Source organism: Pandoraea terrae (assembly GCF_902459695.1).
Lineage (GTDB): Bacteria > Pseudomonadota > Gammaproteobacteria > Burkholderiales > Burkholderiaceae > Pandoraea > Pandoraea terrae.
Genome location: NZ_CABPRZ010000004.1, coordinates 218,945 through 245,020 on the forward strand (window position 1 = coordinate 218,945; position 26,076 = coordinate 245,020).

Consider the following 26,076-nt stretch of genomic DNA (forward strand, 5'->3'; position numbering starts at 1 on the left):
CGTCATAGGCTGCCGAACAGCTTGACCAAATGCGGCGCCATCGCGCCGAGGGGCAATATGTCCGACGCAGCACCGCTTTCGGCGGCCGCCTTGGGCATTCCGTACACCGCGCTCGTGGCGCGATCCTGCGCAATCGTGGCAAAACCGCGCGCACGCATGGCCTTCAGGCCCGCCGCGCCGTCGCGGCCCATGCCCGTCAGCAGCACACCGGCGGCGCGGCCCGCCCAGGCGCTGGCCACGCTTTCAAAAAACACATCGATCGACGGCCGGTACACATAGTCCGCCGGCTCGATCGAATAACCGCAGCGCGCCGCCGCGTCGATGCGCAAATGCAGATTGCCGCCCGCAAGCAGGACTTCGCCCGCCACCGGCCGATCGTCCTGCCGCGCGAGTCGCACGCTCAGCGGCGTCTGGCCGTCGAGCCATGTCGCCATGCCTTGTGCGAAGGCTTCGTCGACATGCTGCACCACCACGATCGCCGCGCCAAAATCGGCCGGCATCTGGCCCAGCAAGGCCGCCAACGCCGCGGGTCCGCCCGCCGACGCGCCGATGGCGACAAGCGCCGTCGTGCTCGTGACCGGACGCGACAGCGCAGGGGTCGGCACCGGGCGGGAGTATCGCAGTTGCCCCGCGACGGCGTCGATCTTGGCCAACAGCGCGGATGCATGCTTCGACGCATCGTGGCCCGAGAATACGGGCGTGTCGACGGCATCCAGCGCGCCCGCGCCCATCGCGTCGAATACGAGGCTCGCATGATGGCCGACGTCGCTCGTCACGATCAGGATCGGGCACGGCGCACGCCGCATGATCTCGCGCGTCGCAGCCACGCCGTCCATCACCGGCATGATCAGGTCCATCAGGACGAGATCAGGCAAATGCGCTGCGCACCAATCGACGGCCTGTGCGCCGTCGTGCGCCACCCAAGCCACCTCGAAGCCGGGCCGCAGGCCGACGGCGCGCCGGAGCGCCTCCACTGCCATGGCAGAATCGTTGACGATGCCGATCTTCATCACGCCCCTTCCCCGATGAGGTCCACGACCGCCCGCAACAGGGCATCGTCGTGGAAGCTGCTTTTCGCGAGATAGTAGTCGGCGCCCGCATCGAGCCCGCGCTGACGGTCTTCCGCGCGATCCTTGTAAGAAACGATCATGACCGGAATGCCGGCCAGCCGTGCGTCGCGCTTGACCAGGCTCACCAGCTCGATCCCGTCCATGCGCGGCATGTCAACGTCGGTGATGACGAGATCGAACGTCTCGCTTCGCACCGCATTCCAGCCGTCCATGCCGTCGACGGCGACGGTCACGTCGTAGCCGCGGCTGCCGAGCAGTTTGCGTTCGAGTTCGCGCACCGTCAAGGAATCGTCGACCACCAGCACGCGCTTCGCGCTGCGCTTGGCCGACGGCGCGGCGCGCGATGGCAGGCGCGCCAGCGTGCCTGCCTCCACGGCCTTGGCGATCGAGCGCAGCATGTCGGCGGTGTCGATGATCAGCACCGGCGAGCCGTCTTCCATCAGGCTGCCCGCGGCAATATCCTTCACTTTGCCCAGACGCGGATCGAGCGGTTGCACCACGAGCATGCGCTCGCCGAGAAACCGGTCGACGGCCAGGCCGAAGCGGGCATCGCGCTCGCCGATCACCACAACCGGCTGTGGCCCCTCCGGCGCCGGCGGTGCCGTGCCGTACAGAATCTGCTGCGCCGCGACGAGCCCGACCGGCCGGCCGTCGAGCATGAAATGCGGGTGCCCCTCGAGGGTTTCGATCTGATCGGGCGTAAGCGCAAGCGTGCGCGACAGGGTCGCGAGCGGCAAGGCGTACGATTCGCCGCCGATGTCGACGAGCAGGCTGCGGATGACGGACAACGTCAGCGGTAATTGCAACTGAAAGCGCGTGCCGGCGCCCGGGGTATGCGTGATGCGGATCGTGCCGCGAACGTCGCGCACCATGGCGTGCACGGCGTCGAGGCCGACGCCACGACCCGAAACGTCTGTCACGGTATCGCGCAGCGTGAAGCCCGGCAGCAACAGGAATTCGAGCAGTTCCGCCTCGCCCAGCTGCGCGGCGGTTTCACCATTGCCCAGCCCGCGCGCGACGATCGTGGCGCGCAGTCTGTCGAGGTCGATGCCTGCGCCGTCGTCCCTCACGCTCACGACCAGCACACCCGCACTATGGCGGGCGCTGAGCGTGATGACGCCTTCGGCCGGCTTGCCTGCGGCGCGGCGCGCTTCGGGCGGCTCCAGTCCGTGGTCGACGGCATTGCGCAGCAGATGACCGAGCGGCGCCTCCAGTTTCTCGAGGATGTCGCGATCGACCTCCGTGTCGGCACCCACAATCTCAAGCCGCGCCGGTTTGCCGAGTTCGCGGCCGAGATCGCGCACCATTCGCGGAAAACTCGCGAGACGGTCTGCAATCGGCCGCATGCGGCACGCCAGCGCTTCATCGTAAAGCCGTTGCGACAACTGGGTCGAGCGGCGGTCGAACTGCTCAAGCTCGTGAATCTGCTCGGCCACGATGCGCCTGCTGTCGGCGAACACGCGGCGCAGATCGGCCATCGCCGCATGCGTGCGCGCGTCGGTCGCCCCCGACACAAGCGACGTCTGCAACAGGTCCATCAGCGCACCGGCTTCGTGTTGCTGACGCTTCAGACGTTGCATTGTCTGCGCGAATGGCTTCGACCAGCGCGACGCCACCAGCGCTTCGCTCGACAGGCGCAGCAGTTGGTTGAGACTGTCGGCCGACACACGCAACGAGCGGTTGCCCGCATCGGTTGTGTCTGCGTGAACCACCGGCGCTTCGGCGTTCGATGCGATCTCGCGCGCCGATTCAGCCGCTTCGAGAGACGCGAAGGACACGGCCGCAGCCATTGGCATCGTGGTGGCCGCCGCCATCGTCAGCGAGGGTGGCGGCTCCGGCATATCGAGGCGGGGCGACGGCGCAGCCAGCGCCTGCCCGCCCGCCAGGCTTCGCTGCAATGCCGCGAGGCATCCATCGAGTTCCGTCTGTCCCGCGCCGGCTGCCCAGCCGGCGTCGCCGCCCGGCGGTTGCGCCACGCGCATCAGCAGATCCACGCCGTGCAACAGATGATCGATATCGTGCGTGGACAGGCGCAACCGGTTCTGCTGGGCGGCTACGAAAACGTCCTCCATCGCGTGCGCCAGCGCCACGCCGGCATCGACGCCGACAATGCGGGCCGCGCCCTTGAGCGAATGCGCCGCGCGCATGCAGGCCTCGAGTTGCGCCGCGTCCCCCGGTTGCCGTTCGAGTGCGAGCAGCCCGTCGCCAAGCACCTGTGTCTGCGTCTCCGTCTCCATCCGGAACAAATCGAGCAGCGACGCGTTGTGCAGATCGTCGCTCATGCCAGGCTCCGGTCAAAGGCGGCGCTGACGCGCGCGGGATCGAGCACGCCGACGACGTGGTCGCGCCACCGCACCACGGTGCTCGCAAAGCCGGCCGCTGCCCCGGGCGTTGTCGCCGGCGCGGCCAGGAATTCCTGTGCCGCGGGCGCGATCGTGCCGAAAATCTCCGAGACGGGGAATGCGGTGATATGGCCTCCGTAACGCAACGTCAGCAAGCGCGCGTGACCTTCGCGGGCATGGCCCGCACCTGCCGCGCCTGGCGCGCCGTTCACATTGCCTGAAGATTCGGCCGGCGCCTGCGTCACGCCAAGCAGCTCGCCGAGCGCCACGCACGGCATCAGCGCCCCACGCAGATTGACGAGCCCGAGCAAATGCCGCTGCTGCTTGCGCGGCAACGTGTGCCAGCGACGCATTTCCGCGACTTCGGCAATGGCAGCCGCAGGCAGCGCCAGCCATTCCATGCCGATGCGAAACACCAGCAGCGAAGGCGCGCGCTCGGCGGCGATCGGCGCGACCGGGTCTCGCCATGGCGCGGGGTCGGCGTATTCGAGCGGCAAACGGTCGAGCAAGTCGGCGGGGTCGCGCGATGCACGGTTGCCCTCGGAGACGCGCGCATGGCCATTGCCGCGGGTGTCGTCGCGAGTGTCGCCGGCTTGCGTCGAAACATCATTGCGCAACGTATCGCTCACCTCACACCTCCGCCACGGCGGGCATCATGCGTGGCCGGCGCCGAGGTCCGTCCGGCGCGTTCGGCCCGCGCGAGCATCCGCTCCGCCCCCGCCGGATCGCCCTGCGCGCGCAGCAGCGCCGCGCTGTGCACGAGCGCTTCGTAATGTTGTGGATCGAGGTACAGTGCGCGCCGGTAGTGCGTTTGCGCGCCGGCGGCGTCGTCAGCGGCGTCGCGCACCAGGCCGAGCAAGTATTCGGCTTGCGCATTCGCGCCGTCTTCCGAGAGCACGGTGCGGCACAGCGCGGCGGCACGTTCGAGTTGGCCGCCATCCGCCAGTCGCGCAGCTTCGGCGAGACGGTCCGGGGACTGCGTCGAGACGCCGATACGCATGCGCGACACCGCATTGGGCGGCGGGAACTGCGAATCCGGCGCGCTCAGGGCAACAGATGGCAGGCGCGGCACGGCCGGCTTGCCGGCGGGTAACGGCAGCGGCGGCGGCGGCACATGCGCCGTACGGACCGCGCGGCCGGCCATCAGCGGACTCACCGGCACATCGGCCAGGCGCACCGGCGCGGCGACGCGAAACGCGAATGCCTGCGCATAGCCCGCCGAAACGAGGCCTGCACTCGTCAGCGCACCGCCTTCGGCCGGACCGGCGAACAGCGTTGCGCCCATCTTGAGCAGGCGCTCGAGCGTCGCGATGGCACGAATCTGCGTGGCGCGATCGAAATAGATCAGTACGTTGCGGCAGAACACGAAGTCGTACGTCCCGAGACGGGCGGCAAGCGCGTCGTCGAACAGATTGCCCTGTGAGAAGCGCACGCGCGCACGCACTGCCGGGGTGAGATGGTGACCGTCATCCGCTGGCGAGAAGTAGCGTTCGCGATACGACAGCGTGTCGCGCATGCCCCGGAACGAATTGCGCCCGAACACGGCATTTTGCGCCACCTCCAGCGAGCGCACACTGATGTCCACGGCGTCGACCTCAAATTGCGCGGCGCTCAACCCCGCATCGAACAGCGCCATCGCGATCGAATACGGCTCTTCGCCGGTCGAGCACGGCAGACTCAGCAGACGCAACGGGCGGCAGCCCTCGAGTTCGGCCACGGCCGCGTGAGCGAGGCGGCCCAACGTGGTGAATGCGTCCCGATGCCGGAAAAACCACGTCTCCGGCACGACGACCGCTTCGATCAGCGCCTGGAGTTCGTCAGGCGACTGCTGCAACGCCAGCCAGTAGGCGTCGAGATCGGCATGCCCGCGCTGCGCGAGCCGCGTCCGAACGGCGCGTTCGACGGCCCCGCCGCCGATCGTTTCGGCATCGAGCCCCATGGTCGACTGCAGCAGCGCCTCGATGCGCTCGACCGAACTCATGGCGCGGCTCCGGTGCCGTCATGCTCGGACAATTCGGCGTTGTCGCCCAAAGACTGCGCAGCGGCATCGAACAGTACGGCGCGGGCCTCGTCGTTCAGCAGCTGATCGACGCGAATCCACTGGACCAGCCCGCGCGGGTCGTCGAACACCGGGCCGAGCCAGGCCGCATTGGGCGTATCGATGCCGCAATCGCGAAACGCGCTCGGGTCGGCACGGAGCGTGTCGGTCGCGCGCTCCACGATCACGCCCAGGCATCGGGCGTTCGGCCCCGGCGCCGGATAGGGCACCAGCACAAGGCGTGTGGACAAGCGCGGCCGCGCCGGTGTTCCGGTGGCCAGATGTGCAAGATCGATGACCGGCACGGGCACACCGCGATAACTGAACGCGCCGGCCACCCAATCGGGCGCGGCGGGCAGGCGTTTGAGCTTGACCTGCGGCAGGACTTCCGTCACGTGCGTGACGGGCAGCGCGTAGCGGTCGGCACCGATTTCAAAGCGCAGGAAGAGCATGGCGGTGACGGGGCGGCCGCTCAGGCCTGCACCTTGAAGCGCGACACGCCGCTCTTCAAGCCGTTGGCGACGAGATTGAGTTCATCGATCGCCTGGCTCGATTGCTGCAGCGACTCGACTGTCTGCTGCGCGGCTTCGGACAACTGCACGAGCGCCTGGTTAATCTGCTCGGCGCCCGTCGCCTGCGCCTGCATGCCTTCGTTCACCACCTGGAAGCGCGGCGGCAGTGTCTGCACCTGTTCGATGATCTGCGACAGCTGCAAGCCGACCTGCTGCATCTCGACCATGCCGCGCCGCACTTCTTCTGCGAATTTGTCCATACCCATCACGCCTGCCGACACGGCCGACTGGATCTCCTTGATCATCAGCTCGATGTCATGCGTCGCGACTGCGGTCTGATCGGCCAGCCGGCGGATTTCAGTGGCGACGACCGCGAACCCGCGCCCATACTCGCCGGCCTTTTCGGCTTCGATGGCGGCATTGAGCGACAGCAGGTTGGTCTGATCGGCAACCTTGGTGATCGTCGTGACGACCTGATTGATATTGCCCGCCTTCTCGTTGAGGATCCCCAGCTTGCCGTTGACGGACCCTGCGGCGTCCATCACGTGTTGCATGGTTTCCTCCATGCGCGACAGGCCGACATGACCGGTGCCCGCGAGCGTGGCCGCGTGTTCTGCGACATTGGCGACTTCGCCCATGGTGCGCGCGAGATCGCGCGACGTCGCAAAGATCTCGCGCGAGGTCGCGCCGATTTCCGTGGTGGTGGCTGCCGTCTCCGATGCCGTTGCCTGCTGCTGCCGCGAGGTCGCGGCGATTTCCGTCACGGAAGTCGTGACCTGCAGCGCGGACTTCTGTGCCTGCCCGACGAGCCCGGTCAACTCGTCCGTCATTCGGTTGAAACCCGCTTCGAGCGCGCCGAATTCGTCGCGGCGGCCCAGATTGAGCCGATGCGTAAGATCGCCGGCGCGCATGGTTTCGAGAATGGACATCAACCGCGACAAGGGTGCGTTGATGGCGCGGAACAGCAGCAAGCCGGCCAGCACGGCCGACACGAGCGCGACGACGAAAGCGATGAACAGCGCCGCCTTGGCGGCGTTGACGGCCTCGGTGATGTTGCGCGTGGATTCGTCGGCGAAATGCTTGTTGGTGTCGATCGTGCGCTGGATCAACGTACGGCCCCGATCCCATTCGGGGTACAACTGCTGCGTCAGCATCGCGCGGGCGGCAGGCAGTTGGTTGTTCGCAACGAGCCTCAGGACTTCGGCGTTGATCCGGCCATACTGCGCACGCACGCTACGCACTTCGCCGAACTGCTGGCGGTCGATTTCCTTGTTGATGGTTGTTTCGTAGTCCTTGACCCAGCCGTCGATCTTGGCATCCGTGGCTTGCACCGCGCCGCGGTCGGCCGCGCGCGCAGCGTCGCTGTCATCGATCGCCACAAGCTGCTGCATCAATTGATAGCTCTCGATCCACGCGCCGCGCAACATGGTGCTGTAGTAGAGGCCCGGCGTGGAATCGGTTTCGACGCTGTTGGCTTCGCGCTCGATGGCACCAAGCCGCGTGAGCGCGACGGCGGCCATGAGCGCCATCAGTGCGAGGATCAGGCCAAAGCTGGCCAGTATACGGTGTCGAATCGACCAGTGTTTCACGCTGAGCTCCCTGGGCCCGCCGGCGCGTCGTTGTGTTGGCCCACGCGCTTCGGCTCGCTTTTGTTGCGTTAATGTTGTGCGCTATCGGCGCATGGCCGCCGTCGGCAGCCATCCTTCGTTTTCGAAGGTTATGGCGATTCTATTACAGCGCGGGCGCAGCACGAAGGAGAACGAAGCGGGCGAACGGGCGGACAGGGAACGGCGGCGCAAGGGCCACGGCGCGCCAGGCGCACGCCGTGGCGCGGGAGGCGGGTCAGGCCGTCAGTTCCCGCAGCGCGTTGGCGCTCATCGGGCGCAGGGCCAGCGGTGCAGCCGCTTCGGCCACGGCCCGCAGCGAGGCCGCGTTGTCGGCAGCGAGCGAGCCGTCGGGCAGATACAGATTGTTCTCGAAGCCCACGCGCGCGTGGCCGCCGAACAGCACAGCAGTAAGCGCACACTCCGATTCGCGTGGGCCGAAGGCGCACATGGCCCACGGCGTGGCGTCGCCGCCGATGCTGCTGGCCGGGTCGGGTGTAACACCTGCGCCGGCCGCGCCGTCACGCCAGGCTTGCAGGAACGGCAGCAGATCCGCCGGCGACGACCGCTGCCCGGCACTGTAACGGCCAAGCACGAACAGCACCCAGTGCCTGCCTGGCGAGATCGCGCCCTTGGCGCGCAAGCGCCAGTAGTGGGCGACGTCGGCGGCATCATACAAAATGTATTGGGCCACGATGCGTTCGCACCACATCCACGCGAAGAACGCCTCAGCAGCCGCCTCATGCGCCGCGTCGGGCAACACTTCCCGCAGCGCCACCGAGATCGCCTCCGGACGCAGGGCGTGGACCGTCGCGATCTGCTGGCCAGGCGTGTAGATGCCGACCGCCTCCGTAGTGACCTGAAGCACGAGCTGGTCACCGACAGCCTGTTTTACAGCGGCGATGCCGGCTTCATAATCGCCCACTTCGAGACTATGGGTGGCGTCTGGGCGCCGCACGTGCAGATGCAGCATCGCAGCGCCCGCGTCGAGGCAAGCCTTGGCGGCCTGTCCGAGTTCGGCCGGCGTGACCGGCAGCGCAGCGTGATCGGCATGTGTGCGGCGTGCGCCATTAGGCGCAACGGCAAGCGCGAAGGTGCGCGTCATGCCGAAGCTCCCGTCACGTCGACGATCGTCTCGGTCAGCAGCCCGACGATGCGATCGATATCCTTCGGCTGGCAGATGAACGGCGGCGCGAGCAGCACGTGGTCGCCATTGACGCCATCGATCGTGCCGCCCATCGGGTAGACCAGCAGACCGCGGGCCTTTGCGTCGGCCTTGAGCTTGGCGTGGGTCTTTTGCGCTGGCGGCAGCGCCGCCTTCGTGGCCCGGTCTGCCACGAGTTCCACGCCCACGAACAACCCGCGGCCGCGCACGTCGCCGACATTCGGATGGTTGGCGAGCGACGCGCGCAGTCCGTCCCGCAATTGCTCGCCGCGTGCCTTCACGTTGTCGAGCAGACGCTCTTCGGCGATGGTCTGCTGGACCGCCAATGCCGCCGCGCAGGCCATGGCGTGTCCGATGTAGGTATGTCCGTGCTGGAAGAAACCCGAACCGCCCACGACGGCGTCGTAGATCTTGTCCGTGCACAGCACGGCGCCGATCGGCTGATAGCCCGCTCCAAGTCCCTTGGCGATGACGAGCAGGTCGGGCACGACGCCATCCTCCTCGCAGGCAAACAGATAGCCGGTGCGGCCCATGCCGGACATGACTTCGTCGAGCAGCAGCAGCACGCCGTATTTGTCGCAAACCGCGCGGATGCGCTTGAAGTAGTCGGCAACGGGCGGCACCGCGCCGGCGGTCGCGCCGACGACGGTTTCCGCCACGAACGCAGCCACGTTCTGAGCGCCGAGTTCGAGGATCTTGGCTTCGAGCTCGTCGGCAAGGCGCTGGGCGTAGGCGGTGTCGGTTTCGCCGTCCAGGCGGCCGCGGTAGGCGAAGCACGGTGAAACGTGATGGGCCGGCACCAGCAGCGGCAGGAACGGCTCGCGCCGCCACGCGTTACCGCCGATGGCAAGCGCCCCGAGCGTGTTCCCGTGATAGCTTTGCCGGCGCGCGATGAAGAAACGGCGCCGCGGTTGGTTCGTTTCGACGAAGTACTGGCGCGCGAGCTTGAGCGCGGCTTCGATCCCTTCTGAGCCGCCGCTGACGAAATAGACGTGATTCAGGTCACCGGGCGCCGCGGCAGCCAGCGTGTCGGCCAGTTGCTCGGCAACTTCGGTGGTGAAAAACGACGTGTGCGCATACGCCAACGTGGCGGCCTGCCGCTGCATGGCCTCGATGACACGGGGATGCCCATGACCCAAACAGGAGACGGCGGCCCCGCCGCAGGCGTCGAGGTAACGCTTGCCGTTGCTGTCGATCAGTTCGAGACCGACGCCGCCGACGGCGACCGGCAGGTCAATGCGCGGATTGCGATGAAACACGTGAGTCATGAAAGCCCCTTCGGGATAACGCGGCCGCACACCGGTTCGGCCCCAATGCGCCCAGTGTAGGCGCTTCCCAAGGCTTTTGCAACAAACGTATCATTTTTTGCTTGACAACAACAATCGGCCCGCCCTACATATGACGAGAAATGTCTGACGCGCCCCGCGGCGTGGCCCGAATTTTATGCAACAATCGTTACATTCCTCCGATTTTTGTTGCCGCGCCATGTCAGACACCTCGTCAGCCCTTCCCGTCCCGCAGTCGCTCGATGCGCTGAACACCCGGCTGCGCGAGCGTTTTGCGCAGATGAGCCCGCAGTTTCAGGCGGGCGCCCGCTTCCTGCTCGACCATCCGCAGCGTGTGCCAATCAGTTCCATGCGCGCGATCGCGGCCGAGGCGGGTGTCCAACCCGCCACACTCGTGCGGCTGTCGCAGCACCTTGGCTTCGACGGTTGGCAAGGCTTGCGTGAACTGTTCCTGGAAGCCATCGAACTTGGGCCGCAACCTTACGCCAACCGCGCGCGCCAGGTCATTCGCGAGGGGGACGCGGCACGCATGGTGCCGGAGATGTTCCGGGTGCAGCACAACAATCTCGATCTGACCGAAGCCGGCGCGCAGGCGTCGCTGGCCCAGGCCGTCGATCTGCTGGCGGGCGCAAACAACGTCCATGTCGCCGGATTCCGCGCGTGCTTTCCGATTGCGTTCACGTTTCAATACGTCTACCGGCTGTTTCGTCCGACGGTGCATCTCATTCGCGGCGAAGCCGGCACGCTCGAAATGGAGCTGCGCGCCCTCTCCCCGCGCGACGTCGTGACCGTCATCAGCTTTGCGCCGTATTCGAACGAAGCACTCGTCGTCACGCGCGCTGCGCGCACCGCCGGCGCAAAAGTGCTCGCGCTGACGGACAGCACCGTTTCCCCGCTCGCCCTCGACGCCGACGTGGCCGTGCTGTTCTCGCACGAGAGTCCGTCGTTCTTTCCGTCGATTACGGCCGGCATCGCCGTTGTCGAAACGCTCGTCGAAATGCTGCTCGCCCGCAAGGGCCGGGGGGCCGTGCGCGCACTTGAGCTCGCCGAAGGCCAGTTGCATGGCGGCGGCGCGTACGTCAAACCGGGAAGTTGAGCGAACGGTCGCCTCACGCGGCGGCGCGCTTGCGTGCCCCCACGTCAGGCAGGAATATCGTGACGATCCCCAGCAACGGCAAGAACGCGCAGATGCGATAGACGAAGTCGATGCTGGTCGAGTCGGCCAGTTGGCCCAGCACGGCGGCGCCGACGCCGCCCATGCCGAAGGCGAAGCCGAAGAACAGGCCCGAGACAGTGCCGACCTTGCCCGGAATCAACTCTTGCGCGTAAACGAGGATCGCCGAGAACGCCGAGGCGAGGATCACGCCGATCGGCACCGTCAGGACCCCGGTCCAGAACAGGTTGGCGTAAGGCAGGGCGAGCGTGAACGGCGCCGCGCCCAGGATCGAGCCCCAGATCACATATTTGCGGCCGATGCGATCGCCCAACGGGCCGCCGATCATCGTGCCGGCCGCAACGGCAAACAGGAATACGAACAGATACACCTGCGCGCCCTGCACCGACACCTGGAATTTACTGATCAGGTAGAAGGTGAAATAGCTGCTGATGCTCGCCATATAAAAATACTTGGAAAAGACCAGCAACAGCAGAACGCCGATCGCCAGCATCACCTTATTGCGCGGCAGATGCGCGGCGCTTGGCCTGAGCTCGGCCGGCTTGCCCCTGGCGGCCGAACGCTGCGCCTGATACCAGCGGCTGACCTGCATCAACACGAAGATCGCGACGAGCGCCGCCAGCGAGAACCACGCCACGCTGCCCCGGCCGTGCGGCACGATGATCAACGCCGCGAGCAACGGCCCGAGCGACGAGCCGACATTGCCGCCCACCTGGAAGAACGACTGCGCCATGCCGTGACGGCCGCCCGAAGCCATGCGGGCAACACGTGAGGACTCCGGATGGAATACCGACGAGCCCATGCCGACGAGCGCGGCGGCCACGAGCAGTACGCCGAAGTTTGGCGCCGTGGCGAGCAGCAGGAGACCGGCCAGCGTGAATCCCATGCCGACGGGAAGCGAATAAGGCTTCGGATGACGATCCGTATAGCGCCCGACCACCGGCTGCAGCAGGGATGCGGTGACCTGATACGTCAGCGTGATCAGACCGACCTGGGCAAAGCTCAGGCTGAACGACGCCTTGAGCAGCGGATAGATCGCGAGGATCAACGACTGGATCATGTCGTTGAGCAAATGTGAAAAACTGATGGCGCCCAGCACGCGGAACGCGGTGCCTTGCGACGCCGGCGTGGCAGGTGCCATGGGGGTGGCGGATTGACTCGGCATGAGAAATTAAGGAAATGCTTCTAAAGGAAAAATAATGCTATGCAAAATCGTTGGGATTCCGGCCAAATATCGGCAGAAATTGAATAATTGAAGTTTAGAGCATCCGCAAATCGCCGTTGCGCCAAGTTTTGTCGCAAACACGCCATCCCGGCCTCCTGCGCCGATCGCTTCCTGCTACGGCATCAGGGTTTCATCGTGCGGGTTTATCGGGCGTTGGTGCCTACTCGCGTTTCGTGTAGAGTCGATTGGCGGGTTGTGTTCGGACAATTACCGTACGCCCCATTTCCGTTGCAGCGATAATGATTCAACATTCAAGAGTCGTGCAGTGGCTGGTGACCGGGCTGGTGGTGGCGATCACGCTGGTCGCCGTCCTGGTCGTCGGCTGGATGCGCGTTTATCACCTGTCGCAGTTCGTGCTGCAGGATGCCGCACAGCGTCAGCGCGCGGCGCTCGAGCGCATTGTCGACCAGGCCCAGCAAACGCTGCAGGGCGCCACCGGCTGGGTTGGCCGTCCTTGTGGTGAAGTCAGCCCGTCCTTGCAGGCCATCGGCACGCTTGCCCCCTATTTCCGCAGCATCTACCTCGTCTCGCGCGGCCAATTGTATTGTTCGTCGGTCGTGCGCGAGCCACAGCAGATCGACACGGTGTTGCCGGCCGATATTGTGCCGATGCTCACCGGCGTGCGCACGCTGCTCGTGCCCGGCACGCCGATGGCGCACGACCAGGCGGCACTGGCGCTCTATGTCCCGACGTCGGCTACCGGCGGCGTGCTCGGTTTCGTCGACGGCATCTATCTGACGGAAACGCTGCGCGGCATCAAGAGCCGCGATCTGGCGTGGACTGCCATCACCGTCGGCAATCTCGCCCTGACGTCGGAGGCGCCGCAACTGCAGTCGGCCGCGAGCGCCACGCGCGGCGCGCAGATCGTGCTGTCGTCCGAGCGTTTTTCCGCCTCGCTCGCACCAAGCACCACCCTGCTGCGCCGCATCGCCTGGACTCAGGCGCCGGTCTTCCTGACCTTCGGCGCACTGATCGCGTCCCTGCTTGGATTACTCGTCTACCGTCATCTGGGGCCGGAACAATACACGCGCCGGCAGATTGCCGACGGCATCAGACGCGATGAGTTCAAGGTGTATTACCAGCCGGTGATGTCGCTCGCGGACGGTCGCTGCACCGGCGCCGAAGCGCTCGTGCGCTGGCACCATCCGGAACATGGCCTGATCCGTCCCGACGCCTTCATTCCCGTCGCGGAAAGCAACGGCCTGATCATCGACCTGACGCGCGCGCTGCTGCACCAGATTCGCAACGATGTCGCAACCGGCTCGCTGCCGCCGGGTTTTCGCCTGGGCATCAACCTGGCCGAGCGGCATCTGCGCGACACGACGATCGTCCAGGACATCCTGCGCATTTATGGGCCGTTGCGCGATACCTATCCGCTCGTGGCGGAAATTACCGAACGCTATGTGATTCGGGACACGAGCACCGCACGGCATGTGCTGAGCGAACTGCGCAGGCACGGCATCGACACGGCGCTGGACGACTTCGGCACGGAGAACAACTCGATCGGGTATCTGAAGCATTACGACTTCGACTACCTCAAGATCGACAAGGAATTCCTGCCGGTGACGGAGGACGACGCGCTCACGCGCAACATTCTCGACTCCATCATCGATCTCGGGATGCGGCTGGGGCTCATGATCGTGGCCGAGGGCGTGGAGAATGCGATGCAGGCAGAGTATCTGCGCTCACGCGGGGTACAGTACGCGCAGGGCTATCTGTTCTGCCGCCCCGTCGCCTTCGACGAGCTCGTGCATTTTGCGATCCAGCACGCCAACGCGGCGCTCGTCGCCGTGAAGACGGACGTCAAGCCGAAGCGCCGTGCGAGTTGATGTCCATGCGGCCGACGGCCGCACGCAACGAAGGACAGCCCCGTCAAAAAACGAGTTGTGGCGCGTTCGCGCGTGACGCCGGCCGGGACGCTTCCCTGGTGGAATCGCGAAGTTCCGCGCGCAGCAGCCAGAGCCGCCGCGCGACGAAAGCCCGAAATCGCATTTCCCCGGCCGAGAAGGAAATCTGCAACTGATACCGCTTGCCGTTGGGCAAAATGCGGACCAGCCGGTAATAGAGGGCCCCGTCGACCATTTCCTTGATATTCCTGACCCGCATCGTTTCACCCCGTGTTTGTATTGTTAGGTGAGTCGCCATTTCATATGGCCGCACCCCGGCTTGGCGACCATGTAGCGGCGAAAACGCCGTACAGCAGGCGGCCGGTGTTCGGGGAGCATGCGGCGCAAGTTCAATGTAGATGAGCAACGTCCCCCATTCGTCCCCCATGAACCTGAACGTGGGTGCAGCGCAACATCAGAGGCATTGCATCCTTCGCAGATTTGCCGCACGCTTGCCCACTCGCGCGGTTGTCCAACCCGCCAGCCGCGCCATGATTGACTTCCAGACCGCTGCGCCTCTGCCATGCCCACCGACTCTTGCGATTCACCCAAAGCATCCCCCTCGCCAGCGCTACAGCTGACCGGCGCATTACTGCTGCACAGCGGCGGCACACCCCTTGGCGGACACGCCCGCATTGCGCTGCTCGAACAGATAGAGGCCCATGGTTCGATCACAGCTGCCGCAAAAGCCGTCGGCATGAGCTACAAGGCGGCTTGGGACGCCATCGACGCCATGAACAATCTCGCGGGCGAGCCGCTGGTCGCGCGCAGCACCGGCGGACGGGGCGGCGGCGGAACCCGCCTCACCCCGCGCGGCGCGCGGCTGGTTCGCGCGTTTCGTGCCGTAGAGAGCGCGCAGCAGCAATTTCTCGCGCGGCTGGGAGAGGACATCGAGCAGTTCGACACGCAATGGCGACTCATCGGCCGCCTCGGCATGCAGACGAGCGCGCGCAATCAGCTTTACGGCACCGTCTCGGCCATTCGGGCAGGCGGCGTCAACGACGAGGTGACCCTCTCGCTCGCAGGCGGGCAGTCGATCGTGGCGACGCTCACCCATGAAAGCTGCGTCACGCTGGGCCTGTCGGTGGGCGCCGAGGCGTTTGCACTCATCAAGGCGTCCTGGGTCATGCTGGCGACCGAAGACGACGCAGCACACCTGTCAACGCGCAACCGGTTGGCGGGCACGATCGAGACGGTCACGCACGGCGAGGTCGACAGCGAAGTCACGCTGGCGCTGCCGGGCGGCGCGCGCCTCGCGTCGGTCGTGACGGAAGACAGCACCCGCCGGCTCGGCCTCGCACCAGGGCGTCCCGTCACGGCCTGTTTCAAGGCATCGAGTGTGATCGTTGGGGTGCTGGCCTGATGCCCGGCGTGGGTCGCGATTTTCGCTTGGAGAAGGTCCGGCTGCCCGGAATGCGTGATACGTTAGGGCAAATTCCGAAAAATCGTTTCCCTATTGATGAAACCGACGCCGCTTCAGCTCAATTTCGATACTCGCCGGGCGCTGATGTTCGCGCTGACCGCCGAGCGCCTGTCCGCCTACTACGAACACGGCCAATGGATGACCGACAAGCAGGGGGCGACGCTGGCGCAGCTGTGGCTGTCGCGCTCGAAGTTGCAACTCGGCCTCTCCGAGCGTCGCCAATTGTCGGAACTGAGCGACGAATTCGCGCGTACGCTGGCCGGCTCACTGTCGCGCGAGGCCGGCCTGTACACTGCCCATGAAATGACGGAATCGCTCGATCCCAACTATGCTTCCGCGCTCGCGCACGATCTGCTTGAGGAATGCACCCGCCGGCTGCACGAGGCGGGCGTGACAGAATAACCGTCACTCGCACTGCTGCTGCGCGAGGATTTCCGCGTCCCGTGCCCGTGCCCGCACAACGGCGGGGTGCGCGTTCACGCGTTCGATGTAGGCCTTGATGACCGGCAGCAGCGGCACCAGTTGAAAGCCGGTCGTCCAGTAGAGCGCGATGCCCCACAGAATATCAGCGGCGGTCATGCGCTCGCCCAGCAGATACGGACCTTTCTCCAACTGATCGGTCAGCGTTCTCAGCATGGTGTCGAAATCGCCGTAGGGCGACATCCCCGGCGGCGCAGGCGGATTCTGCTGCGCGCGATCGACGATGCCGGGTTCGAAGCACGACCCGTAGAACGCGATCCAGCGCAGATACGCGCCGCGCTGCGGATCGTCGAGCGCCGGTGTCAGGCCGGCTTCCGGATAGAGGTCTGCCAGATAGATGAAAACCGCGACCTGCTCCGTCACGAGCGTGCCGTTGTGGAGTACCGCCGGCACCTTGCCCATCGGATTGATGGCCAGATAGGGCGCCTGGCGTTGCTCGCCGCGTTTCATGTCGAGCACGTGCAGATCATAATCGGCATCGAGCGCTTCGAGCAGCGCGAGAGTGCCGACGGCGCGGGTTCGCGGCGAATAGCAGAGTGTGACGTGACGGCTGGCGGGCATGGCGGTTGTCTCCTGGAAGTCAGGCTGCGGTGGGCGGTTTCCGGCTAATTGCCGGTATGGGCCGAGCGTTCCTGCACGAGCACCCAGGGCGAGACCACCACGGCCCACAGTTCAGGGTTGCGCGCGACGAAATCGGCGGCGTGTTCGGCTTGCATGCGCTGCAGATGCCCGGCGGACAGCCAGGCGGTGACCTGCACCTTGTCGTCGTTCGCAACGGCTTCCGCGACGGAGACGAGATCGATACCGGGCGCTACGAAAAGCAGCACGCCGCGCGCGAAGAACGTTTCGAGTTCCTTCCACTCGATGCGGGCGGTTTCGCCAAGCAGACGTGCGTAGACGTCGCTGGGCTGGTCGGGGTTCGATGAATCCAAGGCAGCTCCTGAACGGCCGGGCGAATCTGGGGCTGGTTCGCCCAAGTGGCCCGAAACCGATGTCAAAACGAAAACTCCAATTGTAATGCGCCCGCCGGTCCGGACGGTGGTAGCATCGAACCCCGCCTGCCGTGGCAGGCCCGAAGCGGCCCGCGGCGGCCTGCGACAACGAATACCGTAATACCGAGGAACGACGTATGGTCCAGAAAAAAACCGATCCCCGACTTGAACAGTCCCTGACGCGCGGCGACCTCGCCATCCGCCAGGCCAATTCGGCCCGCGCCACCGCGCTGTTGCGCGCGCTCGGCCGCATGATCGTGGAGACCTCGGCGACGATCGGCGTCGAGGCGGCCGTCCTGATCCCTGACGGCGATCGTGTCTATGACCCGGAAAACGGTCTGTGGCCGCAACGCCTGTTACTGTCGTTCGACGGCCCGGTCGAGACGGCCGACCCCGACGAACTTCGCACGATCCAGCTGCTGTCCGACGTGGCGCGTGAGACGTTCCGCGTGCAATGGCAGCGTGCCGACGGCAAGATCGGCCGCCACGACGGACGTCCGCTCGAGATGGTCGCGTTCGTGACCGACGTCGAAATCCCGTGGCTCGACGACGACGCTTGATCCCGGGCTGAGAGGCGACCTCACCGGGGGCGGAATTACGGCTGCCGTCCGAATGGGTGCTGGCGGCGCGGCGTTGGGCCACGCGCGCCAGACCGGTTCAGGCTTGCTCAAGCCGGTGCTGCATCAATAACGAGCCGCTTCCCGCAAGCCGCAAGATAGCGCTGGATTGTCGCAATTGAAGGGGAATGCTTGCCGGAAGCCAACCCCCGTTCGATACGTGTGACGGCCGGCGCATGCGTACCCATTCTGGCCGCAACTTCGGCCTGGGATAGCCCCGCCTCGCGACGCGCACGCAGCAGCACGTCCAGCACCGCGAACTCCTCGCGCTCGAGCCGATCCAATTCCCGCTTTACGCCTGGGCGCTTGAGCGCCTTGGCGATCAATTCGTCATGAGTTAGCATTTTTTAACGTTCCTCATTCTTATCTCCGCCAGCCGCCGATGCCGAACAGGCGTCGTCTGAGTCTTCTTCACGGAGCCATGCAGCATCACAATGCGCCGACCGACCAGCGTGCAGTAAAACACTCTTGCAATGCCGTTGGTCGCCTTCAGCCGCAATTCAAAGAGTCCATCGCCAAACGCCTTGGTATGCGGTTCGGCCAGATTCGGACCGTCGATGGTCATACGGCGTGTGAGGCCTGCATAACGTGCCAACAGTGGTGCCGGCAAGGCGAGAATGTCGCGTTGAACGGCCTCGTTGTAGTACTCGATGGAAAACACGGCAACGCCCAATAATAACAAATTTGTTATTATTTTGCCGATGTTGGGGCAACGCGTGTTTGCGCAAAATCCGAAAAAATTGATGGAAAGCAAAGCGCATGCATATCTGCGCCCGTTCCGTCGTTCGCTGACCGGACGGAGGGCGGCCACTGACGGAGGCCACCCCTGCGAATCATTATTTCATTTCGCGCAATTGATGATTGAAAAACTTCGCGTTTATCTCCAGTGACCGCGTGAATACACTGAACCTGTCGACGATGAAAACACATCGCCAACATCCAAAAATCGACAGGAGAAATACCATGAAGCGCAATCTTATCGCCGCAGCCCTTGTTTCCGTTGCCTTTGCCGCCTCGGCCGGTAGTGCCTTCGCCAGCGATGCCTACCCCGAAGGTTCGCAATTCGCCTGGGTGCCGCAAACCAGCGCCGTGAGCCGCGCTGAAGTGCGAGCCGACCTCGCGAAGGCCGAACAAGCCGGCCTGCTGGCCCAAACCGACGCCGTCTATCCGAAGTCGGTCGAAGCGCCGGCCGCCACACCGGTTGCCGTACGTCTCGCCGCTGCGACTGCCGCCGGCGCAACCTACTTTGGCAGCTAATTGAGCGCCGCACGCGCTGCCGGGTCTTGACCCGACAGCGCCGTTTTTCTGCTTTCCCGAATTCGAATCACCGCTGCGAGCGGCTCCCCCGCTCCTGTCGCTGTGCGTCACAGCGACGCACGGGACCTTCCCGCCCCCACTTGAGGGCGGGCTTTTTCATCATGTCAAACGTCTCGTGATCGACGAGAAACGCACTGTGGATAAGTCTGTGCAGAACCGGGGGATAGGCGGTGGACAGGCCAGTGGATATCCACCGGGAAACCCGGTGGACAACCCTGTGAATTTCCGGTGGAAATCCTGTGATAAGCCAGTGGATGACCCGGTGGATATCCCGTGCATAGCCGGTGGACAGGCGGTGGATGACGGGTGGACAAGTCCCTCCGTTCAACGCAATTTGGCCACGTCCGCGGCCGTGAGCGGGTCGGTGTAATGATTGCCGAAGTGCGACCGTACGTAGTTGACCGCTTCCGCCACTTGTTCGTCCGACAGCCGTTCGGCGAACCCCGGCATGCCGTTACGGCCATGCAGCACCGTGTAGGCGGGGTACGCCGCACTCGCCAGCCGCGGGTTCGCCGCCAGCGCCGGATACATACCCGCGCCCTTGGCGCCCTGGCCCTGCGGCATGTGGCAGCCTTGGCAGATCGCGCCGTAGAGCGCCGCGCCATCCTTTTCGACAAAATGGCCGCCCTCCGACAACGGCGGAGGTGTGGTGTCGCTGGCTGCCGCCGGCAGTGCAAACTGTGCCGCAATCGTCGCCACGGCAAACTTGAACACAACCAAAGCCGGCGCACGTACGGCAAGCAACCGGATGCGGTTCATCAGTCGTTTCATGGCTTGTCCTCCGGGCTCAGGCGCGTGACGTGATGCGCGCGTGCATGCGCTGGATGGCGTCGAGCGACGACAGCACCGCACCCTCCTGCCACGCCGGAATGAACGACGCATGCTCGCCTGCCAGCGCGATGCGCCCATCGATCCGGCACAGGTTCTGGTAGTGGTCGCGGCGCGCCTGTTCGGTCCACAGTCCGAAGCAGCCGTTCGTGAACGGCACCCGATGCCAGCCGACCGACACGCCGGTCTCGAACGTCTCAAGATACTGCGGATGAATCGTCGCGCCTTGCCGTACCGCTTCCTGCACACGCGCCTGCGGCGTCATCGCCGTGAACTCGTAGGCGTTCGGCCCCCAGATATAGGCGCCGAGCAGCACCCCCTTGCCCGGATGGCCATAGCCGGTCGACGGATAGCTGATCTTCGCGATCGGCAGATCCGTGTACGTGATGCCGCCGTAGATCTGCTCATCCTGCTCCCAGAATCTGCGCTTGAATTGCAGCCCGACCTTGACCGACGCCTCATACGGCACGGCGTGGATCGCATCGAGCATCGGCTGGCTGACGGTCACGTCGATCTCGCTCAGAATCGACAACGGAATCGTGCACAGGCACCAATCAGCCTTCACAGTGTGCGGCACGCCGGTGGCGTCGTTGGCATCCACGTAGGTGACGGTCACGCCGCTGTTGTTCTGGTCGATCTTCGTCACCTTGGCATGGAACTGGACGAGATCCTTGACCTGCCGGTAAATGGCCTGTGCGATCTGGTCCATGCCGCCCACCGGCTGAAAAATGGCGGACTGGTACTCATACTCACTGCCATCGGCAAGATATTTCCAGAGCCCCGAGCGGAGCAGTTCGTCGCCCTTCAGGGGTTGCGACGGCACTGCCGCCGGCATCAGGCCGCCGCCGGGATCCACGTCATAACCGCGCCGATCGCTTGTCGCGCTCGATGCCGCGTAGCGGTACTCCTTGTCGAGCGCGCCCCATGCACGCAGCGATTCGAGCAGCTTGTCCTGATCCTCTTTCGTGACAGACGCGTCAAGCTGATGCGAATTGACGGCCTTGCCGAGCAATTCCGCGACATGGCCCTGATAATCGGACTGCACGTGCCGGTAGCGTTGCGGCTTGCCACCGTAGGCATGCTTGCTGTGCAGATAGGCGTTGTAATTGACCTGGACGAACGGTTCGAGCGGCACGTTGAACCGCCGCGCGTAATCGAGAATGCCGTAATGATGGTACGGAATGCGCCACGGCCCGGGATTGATATACAACCCTTTGTCGAATTCGCAGCGCTGTTTGAATCCGCCCAGTTCCGTGTACTCGTCACCGCCGCGGATCGTCCACGCCCGGCCGCCGGCGCGCTTGTTGTACTCGAGCACCTTGACGCGATATCCGGCGCGGCGCAGCTCGTAGGCTGCGACCAGGCCGGCCACGCCGGCACCGAGAACCAGGACCGTGGTGCCCTTGGGCGCACCTTGCAGTTGAATCGGTCCGGCGTACGTCGATTCGGCCGCAAAGCCGAGCGTCGACATGGCGTGATACATGGCCGCGCCACCGGCGGCCTTGCCCACCATCGACAGCAAGTCGCGGCGAGTCATTGAATCTTTCGGGGGGCCTTCTCTGCCACGCATTATCCGCACTCCAAACGAACTGGAACCACGATTTCGCAAGTTGCGTGCCAACGTTACCGAAATGGCGGACACGAGCCAATTCTGATTTTCATTTTTAATTCAATGACTTGCAATGCAAAAATTAGCGTGCGGTTTAGTACGCTAAATTAAGTGAAGGGCGGGGAGTCCCCATCGGCTTGCGTTTTTAATCCACCAACTCGTAAGCTGAGCTACGCCCGCCGCCATCCGATTTGCGGAGCACGCCCCGCCCGATCAAATCGACGATGTCACGCAACGCCGTATCGGGTGAGCATTTCGCGATGGCGGCCCATTTTTTGGACGTGAGCTTGCCGTCGAAACCATCGAGCAGGCGATTCATGACCTTGATCTGGCGTTCATTCATCGGCACCGTCGACCAACGTTGCCAGAAGCGTGTCTTCATCAAGACGGCATCGAGTGTGGCTTGCGCATCGGTCACCGCATTTGCCAGCGCCGCCAGGAACCACGTAAGCCATGCAGTCACGTCAAGCGTGCCTTTCTGCGTGCGCTCGAGAATGTCGTAATACGCCTTGCGTTCGCGCTGGATCTGCGCCGAAAGACTGTAAAAGCGCTGACGGGTCCCGTCTGCGCGCGCGAGCAACAGATCGCCGATCGCGCGCGCGATGCGTCCGTTGCCGTCGTCGAAGGGATGCACAGTCACGAACCACAGATGGGCCAATCCGGCTTTCACTAGCGGAAGATCGCCGGTGTCTTCGTTCAGCCATGCGACGAACCGCGTCATCTCATCATCGAGCCGCGCGGCGGGCGGTGCTTCGAAGTGGACGCGCTGACGTGTCAACGGGCCGGAGACAACCTGCGTTGCGCCCTTTGCGTCGTCGCGCCATTGCGCGACACGGATGCGCGCCATGCCGGAGTAGCCGTCCGGAAACAGCGCATTATGCCAAACGAAGAGGCGATCTCGCGTGACGGCCGAGTCGGCATTTACCGTGGCATCGAGCACCATGTCCACGACGCCCTCGACATGCCGGTCAACCGGCGCCAGCGCCCCGATATCGACACCCAGGCGCCGCGCAACAGACGAGCGAACCGATTGCGCGTTGAGATGCTCGCCTTCGATCTCGCTGGTTTTGATGACATCGTCGGTGATCGCGACGAGACTCGCCTTGTCGCGCAAAGCCATGCCAACATCGGCCAAGCGGCCGAGTAGCATGCCTTGTGCAAGGGAGACCGCCGCCAATGGCCCCGCTAGCGACGCCAAGTCATAGCGCCAATTCGGCCAGTCCGGCGACTCCCAGATATAAAGCCAATCTCCGCGTTCCATGCGGTGATTATGGGCTCTATTCTCCGCAAAGGCAATATTCTCCGCAGATTATACGGAGAATAAGGGGCTTAATCTCCGCATGACGGACAATCTCTCAAAGCCATCTGCGGAACGGCTCGATATCCGCGCCTGCCTCCACATACCAGGCCTTTCTCGCGCCGTCGTACTTGGCGCCCAGTGCTTTGACCTCCTGACGATCCTCGTACTTCGACTTCAAATACCGCCGTTCAAGCGAAAGCGCCCGCGGCAGATGCTGGTTGCGCTCAAGCGCGACATTGGCGCGCGGGGCGGTTCCCTCAATATCCAGTTTCCCGATAAACACGCTCTGTGCGCCGGACTCCGCCGGCGCGAGCAAAGTCAGTGAGGATTTCGCACGCGTCGCACCGACATAGAATAGATTTTCCTCTTCCCGCAACGGGCTCAGCACGTTCGGAAATTCATCCTTCTCCATGAACGGGATGATGACGTGCCCGTACTCCTTGCCCTTCGCATCCGCAACCGTATCGAGCAACAGCTTGCCGAATTGCCGGCCGCGCTTGGAGAATTGCTCGGCGTCCGTCAAACCGTCCCAGAATGCCTGAAGCGACGCGCCGCTCGCACGCGCAATGCCGATGATGCCCTGAATCGTCTTCTCGACCAGGCTCGCATCATAAGGATGCACATAGATCTGACGCGCCGTCACCGACAGATTGATTTGCCGGTCAATCTCTATCAACGCGTCTTCGGCCCGCAAATCCGGCAATCGCCTCTTCAGCGCCGCAATCAGCATGCCCAACCGCGTGCGCGGTGCGTCGGGGGCGCTGGCGCAAATATTGATCGCGTAAAAGTCCTTGTACAGGTGCGGATGCCTGGCCAACTCCTTGACCATTTCCGTCACATGCTCGCGCTCGCCGGCAATGCCGCCATACACGCACAGCGCGTCGACCACGCCTGCGCGTTCCGCTTCGGATGGAATCGCTTCGAAGGTGTCAAGGACAAACGCCAGGACGCCACGAATGAAGCGGATCTCGTCGCGCTGCAAATAGCCCTTGTCCGGCGGCGTCTGATATGAAATTCCCGCCAGCCGCAACGCATTTTCGATGGGAATCGATTGGTGCCAATCGCGCATGAGAATCGCGCAATCTTCACTCTGACGGTCCGACGTTTGCCATTCCCGGACTTCCTCGACAAGCTTCGCCGCGCAGTCCGACGGCGTTCCGTCATAGTGAACGATGTGGACGCCCGAATGCCGGGCAACCAACGACTCGATATCCTTCGCCTTGAACTGCGCCACCGCATAGGCAAGGTGCGGGCCGTGTCGAAACGTCGTCGTCAACGGATAGGTCTTGACGTCGGAGAACGCCGACGCGAAGCGCCGCCCGAGAAATTCCTCACTCGCGCCAAGCGTCGCGTGGATCACCTGATCTTTGTCCCCCACACCGACAAACTTGCAGCCCGGGCGCGAGATCAGATGGCGCACGATCTGGAAGGCGGCTTCATTGAAGTCGTGCAGTTCGTCGCAGCCCACAAAGCGGTACTTGTCGAACAATCGGGTGTCGATGTCGCCGTCGCGCAGGCCCCGCGCCAGATCGTAGGTGGCATCGAACGGTCCGCGAAACTCCGGGTCGTCGCGTTGCCCCAGACGAATGTGCTCGTAGGCCAACGCCGTCAGATACTGTTCCGCCGTAACGCGGTATTGCTCGTAGACACCCTCGAGAAATTCGGTGTCAATATCGTCATTCAGGCGCAATCGGGCTTTCAAATCCTGCAATGCGTCGAGCGTCTGTGCGATCGCGATGTGATGATCGTCATACCGCGCATCCGGATACAGGCGCCACCAGTGCGTGAGCGCGTATTCCATGGCATGTACGACGTATGGCTTCAGGTCGCGTGCATGCATGTATCGCGGGACTGGCGCGTCCTGTAGCGCTGATAGCGTCTTGTGAGCGAACGATTCGAACGTCTCGATCTGAATTTGATCTACCGCACTGCGGCGAATCCCGACGAACTCGAGACGCCTGCGCAGCACGTCACGTGCCGCCTCTGTGAACGAAAGGAGCAGGATTTCATCCGGCGGCACGTGATTGGCAATGGCCTCGCCGACGCGAATGGCCAGCGTCGTCGTCTTCCCGGACCCGGCGTTTGCCTCCACCAATACCGCGCGCTCGGTCGAGGTCTGAATATCGAGTTGTTCCTTGCTGCGCGCAATTCCTCGCGGAAGGAATCGGGATAATCCGGTGTCGTCCATCATGTGCCCTTGCAGTGTTCGCGACCGACAGGATACGGGAAAGCGCCACCGGATACTGCACCATTCGGGCGGCGATCGCGGTCGCGCACCCCCGCGAACGCCGCCGGCGCGTGCCCGTATTTTTCCGCTGGCTCGCCTAGAATACAGAACGTATACCGACGGCGAAACGCCGGAGTTCCGGGGGAGGGAGTGCAAACATGTCCATTACCAACGCGCTGTCGGGCACCAATATTGCAGAAATTGCCGACGGCATTTATCGCATCAACACCCCTGTCACGATCCCAGGCGCACCCGGCGGATTTTCGTTCAATCAGTACCTGATAGACGGCGACGAACCCCTGCTGTTCCATACGGGACCGCGCAAAATGTTCGCGCTGGTGCGCGAGGCGGTGGCGTGCGTGACCGCCCCGGAGCGGCTCAGGCATATCGCTTTTTCCCACGTCGAAGCCGACGAATGCGGATCGCTCAACGAATGGCTGGCGGCGGCGCCGCACGCAACCCCGTTATGCGGCAAGGTTGCAGCAATGGTGTCGATCGACGACCTTGCCGATCGTCCGCCGCACGCGCTCGCGGATGGGCAGGCAGTTTGGCTGGGCAAGCATACGGTCCGGTGGTTCGACGCCCCGCACCTGCCGCACGCCTGGGAATGCGGCTTCCTCATGGAAGAGCAAACACGCACCTTGCTTTGCGGCGACCTGTTTTCGCAGGAAGGCGCGAATCATCCGCCGCTTGTCACCTCAGACATCCTGGGCCCGAGCGAGGCATTCAGGCACCGCATGGATTATTTCTCGCACACCCCGAAAGCCGGCGCCATGCTGGAGCGGCTGGCCGCACTGCAGCCGACGACGCTGGCATGCATGCACGGCAGCGCCTGGAGCGGCGACGGCGCAGGGATGCTGCGGGCGCTCGGCCAGGCTTTGCAGCAATGAGGTTCGGGATTCAGCGATAACGCCGCACCGGCCCGGCTGCGCCGGACGGCATTGAGGAGAATCGGCCGCCGGCAGGATTCGCCGGCGGCCT

At 64.3% G+C, this 26,076-nt stretch carries 26 protein-coding genes; 8 read left to right on the plus strand and 18 right to left on the minus strand.

All coding sequences use genetic code 11. The annotated features are described in order from the left end of the window. Positions 1–2 precede the first annotated feature (2 nt). From cheB to PTE30175_RS06540, 8 genes are all read right to left on the minus strand, one after another. Positions 3–1,010, minus strand: coding sequence for a chemotaxis response regulator protein-glutamate methylesterase (gene cheB / locus PTE30175_RS06505; RefSeq protein WP_150696358.1), 1,008 nt, complete (start codon positions 1,008–1,010; stop codon positions 3–5). Then, positions 1,010–3,352, minus strand: coding sequence for a hybrid sensor histidine kinase/response regulator (locus tag PTE30175_RS06510; RefSeq protein ID WP_150696243.1), 2,343 nt, complete (start codon positions 3,350–3,352; stop codon positions 1,010–1,012). The genes cheB and PTE30175_RS06510 overlap by 1 nt, the downstream gene beginning before the upstream one ends. Next, positions 3,349–4,041: a chemotaxis protein CheW gene (locus PTE30175_RS06515; RefSeq protein WP_150696244.1), complete on the minus strand. Its 693-nt coding sequence runs from the start codon at positions 4,039–4,041 to the stop codon at positions 3,349–3,351. The genes PTE30175_RS06510 and PTE30175_RS06515 overlap by 4 nt, the downstream gene beginning before the upstream one ends. Then, positions 4,038–5,393 carry a CheR family methyltransferase gene (locus PTE30175_RS06520; protein ID WP_150696245.1) on the minus strand — a complete coding sequence of 452 codons (1,356 nt, stop codon included), beginning with the start codon at positions 5,391–5,393 and terminating at the stop codon, positions 4,038–4,040. Before PTE30175_RS06520 ends, PTE30175_RS06515 begins: the two co-directional genes overlap by 4 nt. Further along, positions 5,390–5,902, minus strand: a complete 513-nt coding sequence (locus PTE30175_RS06525; protein WP_150696246.1) for a chemotaxis protein CheW — start codon at positions 5,900–5,902, stop codon at positions 5,390–5,392. Before PTE30175_RS06525 ends, PTE30175_RS06520 begins: the two co-directional genes overlap by 4 nt. A gap of 20 nt (positions 5,903–5,922) precedes the next feature. After that, a complete protein-coding gene (locus PTE30175_RS06530; protein ID WP_150696247.1) occupies positions 5,923–7,551 on the minus strand; it encodes a methyl-accepting chemotaxis protein in 1,629 nt (542 codons plus the stop codon). A gap of 253 nt (positions 7,552–7,804) precedes the next feature. After that, entirely contained in the window at positions 7,805–8,671 is an 867-nt protein-coding gene (locus PTE30175_RS06535; RefSeq protein ID WP_150696248.1) for a beta-keto acid cleavage family enzyme, read from the minus strand. Then, on the minus strand, positions 8,668–9,999 hold the full coding sequence (locus tag PTE30175_RS06540; protein ID WP_150696249.1) for an aspartate aminotransferase family protein: 1,332 nt from the start codon (positions 9,997–9,999) through the stop codon (positions 8,668–8,670). Before PTE30175_RS06540 ends, PTE30175_RS06535 begins: the two co-directional genes overlap by 4 nt. 217 nt (positions 10,000–10,216) lie before the next feature. Here PTE30175_RS06540 and PTE30175_RS06545 point away from each other — a divergent pair, with 217 nt between their 5' ends. After that, on the plus strand, positions 10,217–11,113 hold the full coding sequence (locus PTE30175_RS06545) for a MurR/RpiR family transcriptional regulator (RefSeq protein WP_150696250.1): 897 nt from the start codon (positions 10,217–10,219) through the stop codon (positions 11,111–11,113). A 13-nt stretch (positions 11,114–11,126) separates the two neighbouring features. On the opposite strand, the gene PTE30175_RS06550 is transcribed toward PTE30175_RS06545, so the two are convergent. Beyond that, positions 11,127–12,332: an MFS transporter gene (locus PTE30175_RS06550; RefSeq protein ID WP_275938950.1), complete on the minus strand. Its 1,206-nt coding sequence runs from the start codon at positions 12,330–12,332 to the stop codon at positions 11,127–11,129. 323 nt (positions 12,333–12,655) lie between these two features. On the opposite strand from PTE30175_RS06550, the gene PTE30175_RS06555 reads away from it, so the two are divergent. Beyond that, positions 12,656–14,245, plus strand: coding sequence for an EAL domain-containing protein (locus PTE30175_RS06555; RefSeq protein WP_150696252.1), 1,590 nt, complete (start codon positions 12,656–12,658; stop codon positions 14,243–14,245). Positions 14,246–14,288: 43 nt separating this feature from the next. On the opposite strand, the gene PTE30175_RS06560 is transcribed toward PTE30175_RS06555, so the two are convergent. Continuing rightward, positions 14,289–14,522 carry a hypothetical protein gene (locus PTE30175_RS06560; RefSeq protein ID WP_150696253.1) on the minus strand — a complete coding sequence of 78 codons (234 nt, stop codon included), beginning with the start codon at positions 14,520–14,522 and terminating at the stop codon, positions 14,289–14,291. Positions 14,523–14,825: 303 nt separating this feature from the next. On the opposite strand from PTE30175_RS06560, the gene PTE30175_RS06565 reads away from it, so the two are divergent. Further along, complete coding sequence (locus PTE30175_RS06565; protein ID WP_150696254.1) at positions 14,826–15,665, plus strand: TOBE domain-containing protein; 840 nt, start codon at positions 14,826–14,828, stop codon at positions 15,663–15,665. A gap of 96 nt (positions 15,666–15,761) precedes the next feature. Then, a complete protein-coding gene (locus PTE30175_RS06570) occupies positions 15,762–16,127 on the plus strand; it encodes a hypothetical protein (protein WP_150696255.1) in 366 nt (121 codons plus the stop codon). A gap of 3 nt (positions 16,128–16,130) precedes the next feature. On the opposite strand, the gene PTE30175_RS06575 is transcribed toward PTE30175_RS06570, so the two are convergent. Both PTE30175_RS06575 and PTE30175_RS06580 read right to left on the minus strand, forming a co-directional pair. Beyond that, complete coding sequence (locus PTE30175_RS06575; protein ID WP_150696256.1) at positions 16,131–16,766, minus strand: glutathione S-transferase family protein; 636 nt, start codon at positions 16,764–16,766, stop codon at positions 16,131–16,133. Positions 16,767–16,810: 44 nt separating this feature from the next. Then, complete coding sequence (locus PTE30175_RS06580) at positions 16,811–17,137, minus strand: DUF2288 domain-containing protein (protein ID WP_150696257.1); 327 nt, start codon at positions 17,135–17,137, stop codon at positions 16,811–16,813. Positions 17,138–17,334: 197 nt separating this feature from the next. Between PTE30175_RS06580 and PTE30175_RS06585 the strand changes: the two genes are divergently transcribed. Then, positions 17,335–17,757: a hypothetical protein gene (locus tag PTE30175_RS06585; RefSeq protein ID WP_150696360.1), complete on the plus strand. Its 423-nt coding sequence runs from the start codon at positions 17,335–17,337 to the stop codon at positions 17,755–17,757. A gap of 107 nt (positions 17,758–17,864) precedes the next feature. On the opposite strand, the gene PTE30175_RS06590 is transcribed toward PTE30175_RS06585, so the two are convergent. Together PTE30175_RS06590 and PTE30175_RS06595 are read right to left on the minus strand one after the other, a co-directional pair. Next, a complete protein-coding gene (locus PTE30175_RS06590; RefSeq protein ID WP_150696258.1) occupies positions 17,865–18,158 on the minus strand; it encodes a helix-turn-helix domain-containing protein in 294 nt (97 codons plus the stop codon). Beyond that, positions 18,152–18,475: a type II toxin-antitoxin system RelE/ParE family toxin gene (locus tag PTE30175_RS06595; protein ID WP_150696259.1), complete on the minus strand. Its 324-nt coding sequence runs from the start codon at positions 18,473–18,475 to the stop codon at positions 18,152–18,154. The genes PTE30175_RS06590 and PTE30175_RS06595 overlap by 7 nt, the downstream gene beginning before the upstream one ends. Here PTE30175_RS06595 and PTE30175_RS06600 point away from each other — a divergent pair. Together PTE30175_RS06600 and PTE30175_RS06605 are read left to right on the plus strand one after the other, a co-directional pair. Next, positions 18,465–18,704: a hypothetical protein gene (locus PTE30175_RS06600; RefSeq protein WP_150696260.1), complete on the plus strand. Its 240-nt coding sequence runs from the start codon at positions 18,465–18,467 to the stop codon at positions 18,702–18,704. The genes PTE30175_RS06595 and PTE30175_RS06600 overlap by 11 nt on opposite strands. A gap of 73 nt (positions 18,705–18,777) precedes the next feature. Beyond that, on the plus strand, positions 18,778–19,071 hold the full coding sequence (locus PTE30175_RS06605; protein WP_150696261.1) for a DUF4148 domain-containing protein: 294 nt from the start codon (positions 18,778–18,780) through the stop codon (positions 19,069–19,071). A gap of 384 nt (positions 19,072–19,455) precedes the next feature. Here PTE30175_RS06605 and PTE30175_RS06610 read toward each other — a convergent pair whose 3' ends face one another. From PTE30175_RS06610 to PTE30175_RS06625, 4 genes are all read right to left on the minus strand, one after another. Then, a complete protein-coding gene (locus PTE30175_RS06610; RefSeq protein ID WP_150696262.1) occupies positions 19,456–19,902 on the minus strand; it encodes a c-type cytochrome in 447 nt (148 codons plus the stop codon). A gap of 16 nt (positions 19,903–19,918) precedes the next feature. Then, a complete protein-coding gene (locus PTE30175_RS06615) occupies positions 19,919–21,496 on the minus strand; it encodes a flavin monoamine oxidase family protein (RefSeq protein WP_224788626.1) in 1,578 nt (525 codons plus the stop codon). Positions 21,497–21,713: 217 nt separating this feature from the next. Then, positions 21,714–22,829: a Fic family protein gene (locus PTE30175_RS06620; protein ID WP_150696263.1), complete on the minus strand. Its 1,116-nt coding sequence runs from the start codon at positions 22,827–22,829 to the stop codon at positions 21,714–21,716. A gap of 94 nt (positions 22,830–22,923) precedes the next feature. Continuing rightward, the gene (locus tag PTE30175_RS06625; protein WP_150696264.1) at positions 22,924–25,059 is read right to left on the minus strand and encodes an ATP-dependent helicase; all 2,136 of its coding nucleotides are present in this window, start codon (positions 25,057–25,059) and stop codon (positions 22,924–22,926) included. Between the two features lie 194 nt (positions 25,060–25,253). Here PTE30175_RS06625 and PTE30175_RS06630 point away from each other — a divergent pair, with 194 nt between their 5' ends. Next, the gene (locus PTE30175_RS06630) at positions 25,254–25,985 is read left to right on the plus strand and encodes an oxygen-binding di-iron domain-containing protein (RefSeq protein WP_150696265.1); all 732 of its coding nucleotides are present in this window, start codon (positions 25,254–25,256) and stop codon (positions 25,983–25,985) included. The last annotated feature ends 91 nt before the right edge of the window (positions 25,986–26,076 follow it).

Bases quoted from the DNA above. Each gene is read 5' to 3' on its own strand.
- PTE30175_RS06560 (WP_150696253.1), bottom strand. From the start codon at position 14,522: ATGCGGGTCAGGAATATCAAGGAAATGGTCGACGGGGCCCTCTATTAC.
- PTE30175_RS06540 (WP_150696249.1), bottom strand. From the start codon at position 9,999: ATGACTCACGTGTTTCATCGCAATCCGCGCATTGACCTGCCGGTCGCC.
- PTE30175_RS06630 (WP_150696265.1), top strand. From the start codon at position 25,254: ATGTCCATTACCAACGCGCTGTCGGGCACCAATATTGCAGAAATTGCC.
- PTE30175_RS06585 (WP_150696360.1), top strand. From the start codon at position 17,335: ATGGTCCAGAAAAAAACCGATCCCCGACTTGAACAGTCCCTGACGCGC.
- PTE30175_RS06520 (WP_150696245.1), bottom strand. From the start codon at position 5,393: ATGAGTTCGGTCGAGCGCATCGAGGCGCTGCTGCAGTCGACCATGGGG.
- PTE30175_RS06605 (WP_150696261.1), top strand. From the start codon at position 18,778: ATGAAGCGCAATCTTATCGCCGCAGCCCTTGTTTCCGTTGCCTTTGCC.
- PTE30175_RS06610 (WP_150696262.1), bottom strand. From the start codon at position 19,902: ATGAAACGACTGATGAACCGCATCCGGTTGCTTGCCGTACGTGCGCCG.
- PTE30175_RS06570 (WP_150696255.1), top strand. From the start codon at position 15,762: ATGAAACCGACGCCGCTTCAGCTCAATTTCGATACTCGCCGGGCGCTG.
- PTE30175_RS06535 (WP_150696248.1), bottom strand. From the start codon at position 8,671: ATGACGCGCACCTTCGCGCTTGCCGTTGCGCCTAATGGCGCACGCCGC.
- PTE30175_RS06510 (WP_150696243.1), bottom strand. From the start codon at position 3,352: ATGAGCGACGATCTGCACAACGCGTCGCTGCTCGATTTGTTCCGGATG.
- PTE30175_RS06620 (WP_150696263.1), bottom strand. From the start codon at position 22,829: ATGGAACGCGGAGATTGGCTTTATATCTGGGAGTCGCCGGACTGGCCG.
- PTE30175_RS06555 (WP_150696252.1), top strand. From the start codon at position 12,656: ATGATTCAACATTCAAGAGTCGTGCAGTGGCTGGTGACCGGGCTGGTG.
- PTE30175_RS06575 (WP_150696256.1), bottom strand. From the start codon at position 16,766: ATGCCCGCCAGCCGTCACGTCACACTCTGCTATTCGCCGCGAACCCGC.
- PTE30175_RS06550 (WP_275938950.1), bottom strand. From the start codon at position 12,332: ATGGCACCTGCCACGCCGGCGTCGCAAGGCACCGCGTTCCGCGTGCTG.
- PTE30175_RS06625 (WP_150696264.1), bottom strand. From the start codon at position 25,059: ATGATGGACGACACCGGATTATCCCGATTCCTTCCGCGAGGAATTGCG.
- PTE30175_RS06590 (WP_150696258.1), bottom strand. From the start codon at position 18,158: ATGCTAACTCATGACGAATTGATCGCCAAGGCGCTCAAGCGCCCAGGC.
- PTE30175_RS06525 (WP_150696246.1), bottom strand. From the start codon at position 5,902: ATGCTCTTCCTGCGCTTTGAAATCGGTGCCGACCGCTACGCGCTGCCC.
- PTE30175_RS06565 (WP_150696254.1), top strand. From the start codon at position 14,826: ATGCCCACCGACTCTTGCGATTCACCCAAAGCATCCCCCTCGCCAGCG.
- PTE30175_RS06615 (WP_224788626.1), bottom strand. From the start codon at position 21,496: ATGACTCGCCGCGACTTGCTGTCGATGGTGGGCAAGGCCGCCGGTGGC.
- cheB (WP_150696358.1), bottom strand. From the start codon at position 1,010: ATGAAGATCGGCATCGTCAACGATTCTGCCATGGCAGTGGAGGCGCTC.
- PTE30175_RS06600 (WP_150696260.1), top strand. From the start codon at position 18,465: ATGGAAAACACGGCAACGCCCAATAATAACAAATTTGTTATTATTTTG.
- PTE30175_RS06545 (WP_150696250.1), top strand. From the start codon at position 10,217: ATGTCAGACACCTCGTCAGCCCTTCCCGTCCCGCAGTCGCTCGATGCG.